Source organism: Kitasatospora sp. NPDC001539, from assembly GCF_040298565.1.
Taxonomy (GTDB): Bacteria; Actinomycetota; Actinomycetes; order Streptomycetales; family Streptomycetaceae; genus Kitasatospora.
Window position 1 is genome coordinate 1 of record NZ_JBEPAK010000222.1, and the last position, 11691, is coordinate 11691.

Consider the following 11691-nt stretch of genomic DNA (forward strand, 5'->3'; position numbering starts at 1 on the left):
TTCGACTGCACCAGGCCGGGCCCGGGCGCCCCGCTCTCCCCCGTCATCTTCAGGATGCGGATCTTGCCGTAGTCCTCGCCCGGATCCGCGTCCACCGCCATGAACGCCGCCAGGTTCGGCCGCTGGTTCGGCACGAAGGTGCTGGTCAGCGAGAAGCTCGCGGCGCTGGTGTTCGGCATCCGCACCGTCACGTAGTACGGCGGCTGGACCTGCTTGGTGTCACTGGTCGGGTCCACCGGGACCTGCCAGATGTCACTGCCGTTGAAGAAGGAGTTGGCGTCGGTCACGTGGTACTGGCCCAGCAGGTCGCGCTGCACCTTGAACATGTCCTGCGGGTAGCGCAGGTGCGGCAGCAGCGACTGCGGGATGTCCGCCTTCGGCTCGACCGTCCCCGGGAAGGCCTTCATCCAGGTCCTCAGCACCGGGTCCTTCTCGTCCCACTGGTAGAGCTTCACCTCGCCGGTGTAGGCGTCCACCGTGGCCTTGACCGAGTTGCGGATGTAGTTGACCTGGTTGGCGACGGTCAGCAGCTCACCACGCTGGTTCGTCAGCGAGTCCTTGGTCGCCGCGCCCAGCGTCGTCTTCGAGGAGAACGGGAAGCCGTCCGACGTGGTGTAGCCGTCCAGCACCCACACCACCCGGCCGTCCTGCACCACCGGGTACGGGTCGGCGTCGATCGACAGCCACGGCGCGACCTTCTCCACCCGCTCCTTCGGCGTCCGGTTGTAGATCACCTTCGCGCCGTCGCTGATCGCCCCCGCGTACAGGATCTGCGGCTCGGCGAAGCGCACCGCGTACGCGGCCCGGGTGAGCGGGTTGCTCAGCGAGACCCCGCTGTCCCCCGTGTACGTGTACTCGGCGTTCTGGCCGGTCTTGGGATCGGTGTAGTCGATCTCCTTGTTCGAGCCGCCGACGATCGAGTACGTCGTCGTCTTCTCGCCGTAGTAGATCCGCTGCTCGTAGTCGCCCAGCGAACCGGTCGCCGGCAGGCCCGACTCGGTGAACACCGGCTGGCCGCGGTCGTCGACCTGGTTGCCCTTGGCGACCACCGCGCCGTAGCCGTGGGTGTACTTGAAGTGGTCGTTGATCCAGTTGCGCTGCACCCCGTTGAGGTCCAGCTCGCGCAGGCCGACCACGCTGTCCTGCTTGCCGTCGCCCGTGCCGTAGCGGTCCACGTCCAGGGTGCTCGGGAACGCGTAGTAGTTGCGCTGCTGCTCCAGCGACTGGAACGTCGGCGACACGATGTTCGGGTCCAGCAGCCGGATGTCCGAGACGGTCTGCGCGTCCGGCTTCAGCGCGTCCGCGTTCGTCGAACCCTGCGGGCTGTACTGCGTCGTCTGCGCGTCCGCGATCCCGTACGCCCGGCGCGTGGCGTCGATGTTCTTCTGGATGTACGGCGTCTCCTTGGCCTGCTCGTTCGGCTTGACCTGGAACTGCTGCACGATCGCCGGGTACAGCCCGCCGATCAGCACCGCCGACAGCACCATCAGCCCCAGCCCGATCAGGGCCGGCGCCCAGGTGCGGCGGATCGGCGTCAGGAAGAACAGCACCGCGCAGATGATCGCCACGAAGAACAGGATCGTCTTGGCCGGCAGGAACGCGTTCGCGTCCACGTAGCGCAGCCCCGTCCACCCCGAAACACCCTTGTACGAGCCGGTCTTCACCGCCAGCGCGTACCGGTCCAGCCAGTACGCCACCGCCTTCAGCAGCACGAACACGCCCAGCAGCACCGCCAGGTGCCCCTGCGCGCCCGCGCTGGCCCGCCGGCCCGGGCCCTGCAGCCGCAGCCCGCCGTACAGGTAGTGCACCAGCGCCGAGGTCAGCAGCGAGACGATCACCGCACTGAACGCGAAGCCCAGCACGAACTCGTAGAACGGCAGGTCGAAGGCGTAGAAAGAGACGTCCATGCCGAACTGGGCGTCCTTCTCACCGAAGGACGTCGCGTTCGTCCACATCAGCCAGGTCCGCCACTGGCCCGACGCCGCCGCGCCCGCCACCAGGCCGATCACCAGCGAGACGCCGATCAGCGCCCACCGCTTGAACGGCGCCAGGCCCGCCCGGTAGCGGTCCAGGCTCTGCTGCTCCACGGACATCGCCGACAGCGGCGGCCGCAGCCGGTGCGCCAGCCACACGTTGAAGCCGACGACCACCGCCATCAGCAGGCCGAAGACCCCGAACAACCCGATCTTCGTCCACAGTTGGGTGGTGAACACCGAGGAGTAGCGCACCGACCTGAACCACAGCCAGTCCGTCCAGAACCCGGCGAACATGACGAACAGCAGGAACAGCACCGCGAGCACGCCCAGGGTCAGCAGGGCGACCCGCGCCCGCCGGGAGGGCGGCCCCACCCTTCGCCGGAAACCCGGCCCTGAGCGTTCCGGCATCTGGAATACCACGGTGGCACCTCAGCTGTGTCGTCTGGGAATCGGTCGGTCGTCAGAGCAACTTAACCAGGCTTCGGCCTAGTTCCCACCGTTAGCAGACGGTTACGACGCTGCTCCCCGACACCGCCGCCACCCTTCCTCCCCATGACCGCGCCCCGCCCCTCGCGCCGCCCGGCCGGGCGCCGCCCGCCCGACCTGTGCGGATGCCGACCGCCCGACCTGTGCGGATGCGGCCCGCCCGACGTGTGAGGATTGAGTCATGTCCGACGCGCCTGATCTGAACAACTCCCCCGACGACGTCTCCAAGCTCCCGGCCGCCACCCCCCTCACCCGGGCCGCGCTGGAGATCGACGAGTACGCCGCCACCCTCGGCTGGGACCTCCCGGCCCGGCTGTTCGCCCTGGTGGACAGCGCCGCCCTGCGCAAGGCCGACCCGAGGATCGCCGAACAGCTCGGCCTCGCCGACGGCGACGAGGCCGGCCTCACCCCGGTCGAGCAGGACGAGATCCCGGCCGGCACCGAGCTCGACAAGTTCCTCGGCACCATCGCCTGGCCCGACTCGGTGGCCGGCTGCGCCCTGGTCGTCGAGCGGCTGATGCTGCCGCCGGGCGCCGAGCAGTCCCGTCCGCGGGGCGCCAGCGACGCCCAGCTCGCCGAGTGGGTGGCCAACCACCCCAAGCGCGAGGAGGTGCGGATCACCGCCGCGGTGCTGCGCGACGGCAAGAAGGAGATCGCCCTGCGGCTGCGCTCCAAGGACAGCGCCCGCGAGGTGCTGACCGGCCCGGACCTGGTGCCCGGGCTGACCGACGCGCTGCTGGCCACCTTCTCGTAGCCGTCGCGCGGCCCGTCCCGGCCGGCCGGGTGGCCGGGGGTGGCCGGGTGGTAGCCGGGTGGCCGCCCGGGCTACTTGGAGCAGGACGGCAGCGCGGAGGTCTGACCGGAGCGGATCTGCTCCAGCGCCTTCAGCGCGCCGTCCAGCGTGTCCGTCTTGACCAGGGTCAGCCCGGACGGCACGTTCTTGCCCGCCTCGGCGCAGTTCGAGGACGGGGTGAGGAAGTACTGGGCTCCGGCGTCCCGGGCGGCGATCAGCTTCATCGATATCCCGCCGATCGGGCCGACCTTGCCGTCGTCGTCGATGGTGCCGGTGCCGGCGACGAACTTGCCTCCGGTGAGGTCGCCGCCGGGGGTGAGCTTGTCGATGATGCCGAGCGAGAACATCAGCCCGGCGCTGGGGCCGCCGACGTCCTGCAGGCCGATGTCGATCTGGAACGGGTAGGTGTGCCGGATCCCGGTGCCGATGCCGACCACCGCGAGGTCGGCGCGCTCGGCCGGGGCCTTCGGGTCGAGGTCCTTGGCCCGTACGGTCGGGACGGTGACGTCGGTCCTGGCCCCCGGGGTGGCGGTGCCGTCGCCCGAGGTGTCCTTGGCCCGCGGCACCACGGTGAAGACCACCGACTCGCCGGGCTTGTGCTTGGTGACGGCGGCGACCACCTGGTCGACCGAGGAGACGGCGGCGCCGTCCACGGCGACGATCTGGTCGCCCGCGTGCAGCCGGCCCTCGGCGGGGGCACCGGCGGTGACCGACTTGACGATCAGCTCGCTGCCGACCGGGATGTTCAGCTGCTTGAGGGCGGCGGTGCGGGCGCTGTCCTCGGAGGAGGCGAACTCCTCGGCGTTCTGCTTCTTGGCGTCGGCGTCCGATTGCCCCTTGGGGTAGACGTTGTCGTGCGGCACCACCAGCACGTCGTCGCGCAGCCAGCCGACCACCGCGTTCACCAGGCTGGGCTCGTACTTGGCCCCGGTCACCTGGACGGTGGTCATGTTGAGGTGCCCGCTCGTGCGGTACGAGTCGTGCCCGGTGATGGTGATCACCGGCTTGCCGCCCTGGTCGCCGAGCGTGTTGTACGTCGGCCCCGGGCTCATCTCCGTGTACGGCACCTTCATCAGCACCGACACGCAGAGCAGCGCTATGAGCAGCAGGGTGGCAGCGAGCATCGTCGCGGAGCGGCGTGGCATGCCTCGACAGTACGGGACGCGGGTGACGCGGTGCCCGCCGGGCTACTGGCCGGAGCGCTCACCGGGGGCGGCGGTGCCCGCGGTGGTGCGTTCCATCGCGGCCATGAAGCGCCGGTGCTCGGCGAGCGAGGCAGGGTCCCCCGTGGCCCGCGGGGTCCGCTGGGCCCAGCCGGCCCAGACGGCGGCGGCCAGGACGGCGACAACCGGAATGATCAGCCAGGCGAGCGCACCCATGTCAGTACTCCCAGCTCGTCGTGTCTATGAGCAGATTAACCATCCCGGCGGACAACGCGGCCGGCGCCGTCCGGGTTACGGGACGGCCGATCGGCTCACTTCCAGGGAGTATCCGGCGCACCCGTCCGGACCCGTTCGGGTGAGACGACGGCGCGCCTGACCCGAGGGACGCGGTGCGTGTGCGGCCGGTTCCGCCGCCGCCCCGCCGGGAGTCATCCGCCGCGGACCGGACGGGGCCGAGCAGAGCGGGACGCCGAGCCGGGGCCGAGAGGGACCCGAGCGGGGGACCGAGCGGGGACGGCAGGGAGTTCAGCAGCCGTCGGCGCCGACCCACTCCTCCTGGCCGTCGGTGAAGACCTGGTGCTTCCAGATCGGCACCTCGTGCTTGAGGTCGTCGATCAGCTGGCGGGCGGCCGCGAAGGCCTCCCCGCGGTGCGCGCAGGAGACGGCGACGATCACGGCCTTGTCGGTGATCTCCAGCCGGCCCACCCGGTGGACCGCGGCGAGCGCCCTGACCGGGTGGTCGGCGACGACCTTCTCGGCGATCCGGCGCATCTCCTGCTCGGCGGAGGGGTGGCAGCTGTACTCCAGCGCGGCGACCGACTTGCCGCCGTCGTGGTCACGGACCGTCCCGACGAAGACGGTGGTGCCGCCGGCCGCGTCGTCGCCGACCGCCTCGTACACCTCGTCCAGCGAGAGCGGGGTGTCGCGGACCGCGAGCAGGCGGATGGGGTCGTGGTTATCGGACATGACCCCATGATTCCCCATCGGGGCGGGAATCCGGCAAGGGGTTTCCACATCACGATGTGGGAATTTCGCATCGTGACATTCGCGCGTTGGGCTGGCCGGTCGTGTCAGGGCCGGCCTCGACATCACCGTGTCGGCCCCGACGTCACCGCGCGCCCTGACGCGCCGCTCCTGACGCGCGCCGCCCGGACGCGCGCCCCGGGGTCAGAACCTGCGCCGCTTGCGGGCCCGGCGCACCAGCGCCGCCGTACCGACCAGCGCCACCGTCGCCCCCGCCGCCCCCAGACTGGTCGCGGCCTCCTTGCCGCCCAGCCGCCGCCCGGCCACCGCGTGCTTGCCCGACACCTGGGCCAGCAGCTCCGCCAGCACCTGCTCGTTGGAGAACCCCGGCCGCCACCCCGCCTCGTGCAGCCGGCTGCCCGACACCACCCAGGGGTACATCGTGTACGCCAGGTCGCCCGCCGGAGCCGGGGTCAGGCCGAGCCGGTGCAGCCGGGCCGCCGTCCCCAGCGCCAAGGCCGCCGGCAGCTCCATCCGCCGGATCCCCGACAGCCGCTCCACGTCCTCCTGCTCCAGCCAGCCGTCACAGCCGACCGTCACCTCGCCCTCGACCAGGCCCAGCGCCGCGTACTCCAGCGCCGCCGCCAGGTCGTCCACGTGGCAGAACTGCCAGCACGGGCGCGAACCGGCCACCACCAGCAGCCGCGGCGCCTCGAAGTGCCGGGTCAGCACCGTGTCCACCCCGGGGCCCACCACCACGGCCGGGCGCAGCACCGTCACCTGCAGCCCCGGATGGGCCCGCGGCGCCCGCCGGGCCAGCCGCTCGATCTCCAGCAGGTCCCCGACCAGCGAGGCCTCCTCGGTCGCCCGCAGCTCGGAGTCCTCCGCCAGCGGCACCTCGTTGTCGGCCAGCGCCCCGTAGACCATCGCGGAGGTGCACAGCACCACCCGGTGCACCCCGGCCGCCGCGGCCGCGGTCAGCACCGTCTGCGCGCCGCGCACGTTGTAGGCGCTGCGGGCCCTCGGGTCGGACTCCATCCCGAAGTCCATCGCCAGGTGCACCACCACGTCCACCCCGGCCAGCCGCTCGGCCACCGCGGGGTCGCGCACGTCCAGCACCCGCCACTGCACGCCCGGAACGTCGCCGCGCCGGTCGTCCACCCCCAGCACCCTGCGCACGTGCGGGGAGGCCACCAGCCGGGCGGCGACCCGCTCGCCCAGCACCCCCGCGGCACCGGTGACGGCCACGGTCAGCGGCCGCCCGCCGTAGGCTGGAGGCGGTGACGCCGTGGTGTCCGACGCGTCCTCTCCTCCGGTCAGCCCAGAGCGAACGTCCGAGGGCGGGGAACTCACCGGCCATCCTCCACGGTTAGCTTATGTGCGTACGGACGTGTGTCACGTACGTCCATCCTGCCCGAGGCGAAGGCCCCGCGGTGCACCCGGCACGGGCCCGCCGCGCGGGAGCCGCTGACGAGTCCCCCGCTCCAGCGGAGCCCCGGGCGGGCAGCACTTCCCGCCCCACCCGTATGACGGCCGACCGGATCGAGGACCCCGTGAGCGACCTTCCCTTCGGATTCGGCGTTCCGCCCGAGGAGCCCGAGGACGGCAAGGCCAAGCCCGACGACGCGCAGAAGAAGAAGGACCAGGGCCCGGCCGGCTCGGGCGACAGCGGCCCGCAGCCCTTCGGCTTCGGGGCCGGCAACCCCTTCGGCGCGATCTTCGGCATGCCCGGCGCCCCGGGCGGCCCCGGCGGCGCCGGCGCCGACAACCCGTTCGCCGCGATGTTCGGCGGCCTCAACCCCGGTGACCTCGGCGCGGCGTTCCAGCAGCTCGGCCAGATGCTGTCCTTCGAGGGCGGCCCCGTGAACTGGGACCTCGCCACCAACATCGCCCGGCAGACCGTCGTCGCCGAACCCGCCGAGGGCAAGAGCAAGGACCGCTCGGTCAGCGCCGCGGAACGCGCCGCCGTCGCCGAGGCCGTCCGCCTTGCCGACCTGTGGCTCGACGGCGTCACTGAGTTCCCCTCCGGCGCCGGCACCGCCGTCGCCTGGAGCCGCGCCGAATGGATCGAGGCCACCCTCCCGGTCTGGAAGGACCTCGTCGACCCCCTCGCCGAACGCGTCGGCAACGCCATGGGCGGCGTCCTGCCCGAGGAGATGCAGGCCATGGCCGGCCCGCTGATGGGCATGATGCGCTCCATGGGCGGCGCCATGTTCGGCACCCAGATCGGCCAGGCCCTCGGCGCGCTCGCCGCCGAGGTCGTCGGCTCCACCGACATCGGCCTGCCGCTCGCCCCGACCGGCAAGGCCGCCCTCCTGCCGCAGAACGTCGCCGAGTTCGGCGAGGGCCTCAACGTGCCCGCCGAGGAGGTCCGGCTCTACCTCGCCCTGCGCGAAGCCGCCCACCAGCGGCTCTTCGCCCACGTGCCGTGGCTGCGCGCCCACCTGCTCGGCGCCGTCGAGGCCTACGCGCGCGGCATCAAGGTCGACACCTCCCGCATGGAGGAACTCGTCGGCCAGCTCGACCCGAGCAACCCCGAGGCCCTCCAGGACGCCCTGGCCGGCGGCCTGCTCCAGCCCGAGGACACCCCCGAGCAGAAGGCCGCGCTCGCCCGCCTGGAAACCGCGCTCGCCCTCGTCGAGGGCTGGGTCGACGCCGTCGTCCACGCGGCCGCCGCGCCCCACCTGCCGCAGGCCGGCGCGCTGCGCGAGACCGTCCGCCGCCGCCGCGCGGCCGGCGGACCGGCCGAGCAGACCTTCGCCACCCTGGTGGGCCTGGAACTGCGACCCCGCCGCCTGCGCGACGCCTCCCGGCTGTGGGCGCTGCTCGCCGACGCCCGCGGCGTCGAGGGCCGCGACGCCCTCTGGGAGCACCCCGACATGCTGCCCACCGCCGCCGACCTGGACGACCCGGACGCCTTCGTGCACCGCGGTGGCGGCGGCGACCTGGAGGGCGGGATCGACTTCGACGCCTTCGACAAGCTGCTGGGCGAGGCTGCGGCCGGCAAGCCCGACCTGACCAAGGGCGACCGGCCCGGGAGCGACCGGTCCGGCACCGACCGGCCGAACACCGACCAGCCGAACACCGAGCAGCCGAATACCGACGAGGGCGGCACCGACGGGAAGGGCGAGCCCACCGCATGACCGCCACCGGCACGTCCGCGCCCACCCTGCACGCGGACGCGGTCCGCACCCTGACCGACTGGCGGCCCGCCGAGGAGGACCAGGAACAGCTGCGCCGCGACTACCTGGCCCACCTGGCCGACCAGCCCGAGGGCCTGTACCGCTCCTGCCTGCCCGCCCACATCACGGCGAGCGCGGCGGTCGTCGACCCGGCCGCCGGGCGGGTGCTGCTCACCCTGCACCCCAAGGTCGGCAGGTGGCTGCAGATGGGCGGGCACTGCGAGCCCGGCGATGCCGACCTCGCCTCGGCCGCGCTCCGCGAGGCCGTCGAGGAGTCCGGCATCCCCGACCTGACCCTGCTGCGCGAGAACGGTAGCCCCGTACCGGCCAAGCTGGACCGCCACCTGGTCCGCTGCGCCGGCAAGGACCGGCCGGAGAACACCCACCTGGACGTCCAGTACATCGCGCTGGCCCCCGCCGGAGCGCGGGCACTGATCAGCGAGGAGTCGCTGGACCTCCGCTGGTTCGACTACGACCGGCTGCCGGACCTCACCGACCACTCGGTGCGCGACCTGGTCGCCCGGGCGAGGCGACTGACCGGCTGAGGTGCGACACGGAAAGGGGGCGCGGGCCGACACGGCCCGCGCCCCCTTTTTCGACGCCTCTCACCCGGTGATCCGCCGGCCCGCTCGGCCGTCCCAGCCCCGCCCAGCCAGGCCTCGGGCTCCGCGCTCCGCCACCCCGCCGCTCCCGGCCTCAACCGCAGGAGGCCGCCGGATCCCCGCCCGGGGCCCCGTGCCGCGCACCGGGGATGTGCGGCAACCGGGCCGCCGAGACCACACCCTCCAGATAGCCGCGCGCCCGCTCCGTCCGCGGGTAGGCCTCCAGCAGCGCCCAGAACGCCGGCCCGTGGTCCGGCACCAGCAGATGCGCGAGCTCGTGCAGCAGCACGTAGTCCACCACGTACTCCGGCATCCCCTGGAGCCGGTGCGACAGCCTGATCGTCCCCTCGCTGGGCGTGCACGACCCCCAGCGCGAATTCTGGTTGGTCACCCAGCGGACCTGCACCGGCACGGCCCGACCACCCAGGTAGGCGGCCGACAGCTCACGCGCCCGAGCCATCAGCGCGTCGTCCCCGAGGATCCGCCGGCGCTCCTGGGCGGCGAGCTTCTCCAGCATCTGCGCGACCCAGCGCTGCTCCTCGGCATGCGACATCCGGGCCGGGATCAGCACCACGGTGCGATCGCCCTCGCGGTAGGCGGAGACGGTACGGCTGCGGCGGGCGCTGCGCCGCACCTCCACCCGGCTGCGGTCGTGCGGATCCGGCGGCACCGCCCCGGTGGGCGGCTGCTGCGGTCTGGGCGGATCCTCGTGCTGCTTCTCGTCCGGGCGCCCGCGTGTGCTCGGCGCCGCCGCCTGGGACCCGGACGCTGCACGGGCACGCCGACGCGACGCCGGTGGACGGGAGTCCCGCTCGGCTGCCATGGCACACGACGTTACCCGGTACCACTGACAGAAGTCCGCTGCCGTGGCCGAAATCTTTCGTGGAGCGATCGGGAACGAAAGGCCGACGGAGGGTGCCCGGGAACCGACCTACGGGGGGCGGACCAGTTATCCACAGGGCCTGCGAACGGATGGTGTGATCATGCGCCCGGACCTGTGGATAACTTTCAGCACGCGGTCGGCGCCATGGGGCATGCTGCGGTCAGCCGTCCCGAAACGATCGGAAGGGAGATCGCCGTGCGCCTCGCTCTGAAGCCCGCTCTGTCCCGCAGCTGGCGGGACTCCGACACCCTGCAGTTCGGCACCGTCACCCGCTACGCGGGCGTGCTCGACAACGCCGACAAGACCCTCTGCACGTTCCTCGGGCTGGTCGACGGGACGCGCGACCGGCCCGAGCTCCTGGAGGCCGGCGAACGGATCGGCCTCGGTCGCGGCCCCACCGACACCCTGCTGACCGAACTGGAGGAGACGGGGCTGCTGGACGACGCGGAGGCGACCGAGCGCGCACTGTCCCGCTTCCCCCAGCCCCACCGGGACCTCCTCGGGCCCGACCTCGCCTCGCTCTCCCTGGTCCACTCCGGCCCGGGCGCCGCACCGGCCGTCCTGACCCGCCGGTCCGGGACCCGCATCGAGGTGCGCGGCGCCGGCCGGGTCGGCGCCGCCGTGGCGGCGGTGCTCGCCGCGGCCGGCACCGGCACCGTCACGGTGGCCGACGGCGGGCGGGTCAAACCCGGCGACTGCTCGCCCGCGGGTCTGCCGCCCGCCGACATCGGACGGCTGCGTTCCACGGCCGCCCGGGAGGCCGTGCAACGGGCCGCGGGCCGGCCATTGGTGCCCCTGCCGAGGCGGAAGCCCGACGGCCCGCCGCCGGACTTCGTGGTCCTCGCACCCCGGGACGGCAGCGCCGCCTTCGCCGGCGGGACGTACGAGGCCAAACTGCTGCTCCGGGCCGGGGTGCCACATCTGTACGTCGGCGTGGTCGAGGAGTTCGGCATCGTCGGGCCGCTGGTCATCCCGGGCCGCTCGGCGTGCGGGCACTGCCTGGTGCTGCGGCGGGAGGACGAGGACGCCGCCTGGCCGCGGCTCCTGGCGCAACTGGCGAACAACGGACCGGGCCGACCCCGCACCCCGGCCTGCGACACGGCCCTGGCGACGGCTGTCGCCGGACTGGCGGCCCTGCACACCCAGGTGTTCCTGGACGGCGGCCGACCCCCGAGCGTCGACGGCTGGTGCGAGGTGTCGGCGAGCGAGGGCATGCCGCGCCGCCTGCGGCTGCGGGGACACCCGGACTGCGGCTGCCTCTGGCAGCCGCAGTCGCCGGGCTGAGGCGCCGTCGAGCGAGGTGGAGGGAGGAAGGGAGGGAGGAGGGAGGAGCGGAAGCTTCCCGGGAACGGGCACGGCGGCTGCGGGGCTCAGCAGCAGGCCGACCTGGATCCGGAGCAGAGACGGGCGAGCCGCCCGGCCGAGCGAGCCCACGGCCAGGTGAGCTCGTGGCCCAGTGCACGGATGGCCAAGCGCACCCATGGCCAGGTGCCCCACGGCGACGTGCACCCGCGGCCAGGCACACCCACGGCTAGGTGCACCCGCGGCCAGGTGCACCCATGGCCCGCGCCCTGCCTGGGGCAGGGGGGCGCGGGGGGCGGGGGCCGGCGGGAGGAGAGGGAGGGGGGGGGGGCGGAGGTGTG

General features: G+C 73.1%; 10 protein-coding genes. 4 read left to right on the forward strand and 6 right to left on the reverse strand.

Annotation, left to right across the window (positions count from 1 at the left end):
* A partial coding sequence (locus ABT247_RS26485; RefSeq protein WP_350746870.1) for a UPF0182 family membrane protein occupies positions 1–2384 on the reverse strand: 2384 nt, incomplete at its 3' end.
* A gap of 259 nt (positions 2385–2643) precedes the next feature.
* On the opposite strand from ABT247_RS26485, the gene ABT247_RS26490 reads away from it, so the two are divergent.
* Positions 2644–3216 carry a PPA1309 family protein gene (locus ABT247_RS26490; RefSeq protein ID WP_350746873.1) on the forward strand — a complete coding sequence of 191 codons (573 nt, stop codon included), beginning with the start codon at positions 2644–2646 and terminating at the stop codon, positions 3214–3216.
* A gap of 71 nt (positions 3217–3287) precedes the next feature.
* Here ABT247_RS26490 and ABT247_RS26495 read toward each other — a convergent pair whose 3' ends face one another.
* From ABT247_RS26495 to ABT247_RS26510, 4 genes are all read right to left on the reverse strand, one after another.
* Positions 3288–4400, reverse strand: coding sequence for a YlbL family protein (locus tag ABT247_RS26495; protein WP_350746876.1), 1113 nt, complete (start codon positions 4398–4400; stop codon positions 3288–3290).
* A 42-nt stretch (positions 4401–4442) separates the two neighbouring features.
* Positions 4443–4634 carry a hypothetical protein gene (locus ABT247_RS26500; RefSeq protein ID WP_350746879.1) on the reverse strand — a complete coding sequence of 64 codons (192 nt, stop codon included), beginning with the start codon at positions 4632–4634 and terminating at the stop codon, positions 4443–4445.
* 309 nt (positions 4635–4943) lie between these two features.
* The gene (locus ABT247_RS26505; protein ID WP_350746881.1) at positions 4944–5384 is read right to left on the reverse strand and encodes a molybdenum cofactor biosynthesis protein MoaE; all 441 of its coding nucleotides are present in this window, start codon (positions 5382–5384) and stop codon (positions 4944–4946) included.
* A 201-nt stretch (positions 5385–5585) separates the two neighbouring features.
* On the reverse strand, positions 5586–6734 hold the full coding sequence (locus ABT247_RS26510; protein WP_392894399.1) for an NAD-dependent epimerase/dehydratase family protein: 1149 nt from the start codon (positions 6732–6734) through the stop codon (positions 5586–5588).
* A gap of 200 nt (positions 6735–6934) precedes the next feature.
* Between ABT247_RS26510 and ABT247_RS26515 the strand changes: the two genes are divergently transcribed.
* Together ABT247_RS26515 and ABT247_RS26520 are read left to right on the forward strand one after the other, a co-directional pair.
* The gene (locus ABT247_RS26515) at positions 6935–8524 is read left to right on the forward strand and encodes a zinc-dependent metalloprotease (RefSeq protein ID WP_350746884.1); all 1590 of its coding nucleotides are present in this window, start codon (positions 6935–6937) and stop codon (positions 8522–8524) included.
* Positions 8521–9108, forward strand: coding sequence for an NUDIX hydrolase (locus ABT247_RS26520; RefSeq protein ID WP_350746886.1), 588 nt, complete (start codon positions 8521–8523; stop codon positions 9106–9108). Before ABT247_RS26515 ends, ABT247_RS26520 begins: the two co-directional genes overlap by 4 nt.
* A gap of 151 nt (positions 9109–9259) precedes the next feature.
* Here ABT247_RS26520 and ABT247_RS26525 read toward each other — a convergent pair whose 3' ends face one another.
* Positions 9260–9988, reverse strand: coding sequence for a M48 metallopeptidase family protein (locus tag ABT247_RS26525; RefSeq protein WP_392894394.1), 729 nt, complete (start codon positions 9986–9988; stop codon positions 9260–9262).
* Positions 9989–10243: 255 nt separating this feature from the next.
* On the opposite strand from ABT247_RS26525, the gene ABT247_RS26530 reads away from it, so the two are divergent.
* Complete coding sequence (locus ABT247_RS26530) at positions 10244–11332, forward strand: TOMM precursor leader peptide-binding protein (RefSeq protein ID WP_350746892.1); 1089 nt, start codon at positions 10244–10246, stop codon at positions 11330–11332.
* Positions 11333–11691: the final 359 nt, after the last annotated feature.

Bases quoted from the DNA above. Each gene is read 5' to 3' on its own strand.
- ABT247_RS26500 (WP_350746879.1), bottom strand. From the start codon at position 4,634: ATGGGTGCGCTCGCCTGGCTGATCATTCCGGTTGTCGCCGTCCTGGCC.
- ABT247_RS26520 (WP_350746886.1), top strand. From the start codon at position 8,521: ATGACCGCCACCGGCACGTCCGCGCCCACCCTGCACGCGGACGCGGTC.
- ABT247_RS26495 (WP_350746876.1), bottom strand. From the start codon at position 4,400: ATGCCACGCCGCTCCGCGACGATGCTCGCTGCCACCCTGCTGCTCATA.
- ABT247_RS26490 (WP_350746873.1), top strand. From the start codon at position 2,644: ATGTCCGACGCGCCTGATCTGAACAACTCCCCCGACGACGTCTCCAAG.
- ABT247_RS26525 (WP_392894394.1), bottom strand. From the start codon at position 9,988: ATGGCAGCCGAGCGGGACTCCCGTCCACCGGCGTCGCGTCGGCGTGCC.
- ABT247_RS26505 (WP_350746881.1), bottom strand. From the start codon at position 5,384: ATGTCCGATAACCACGACCCCATCCGCCTGCTCGCGGTCCGCGACACC.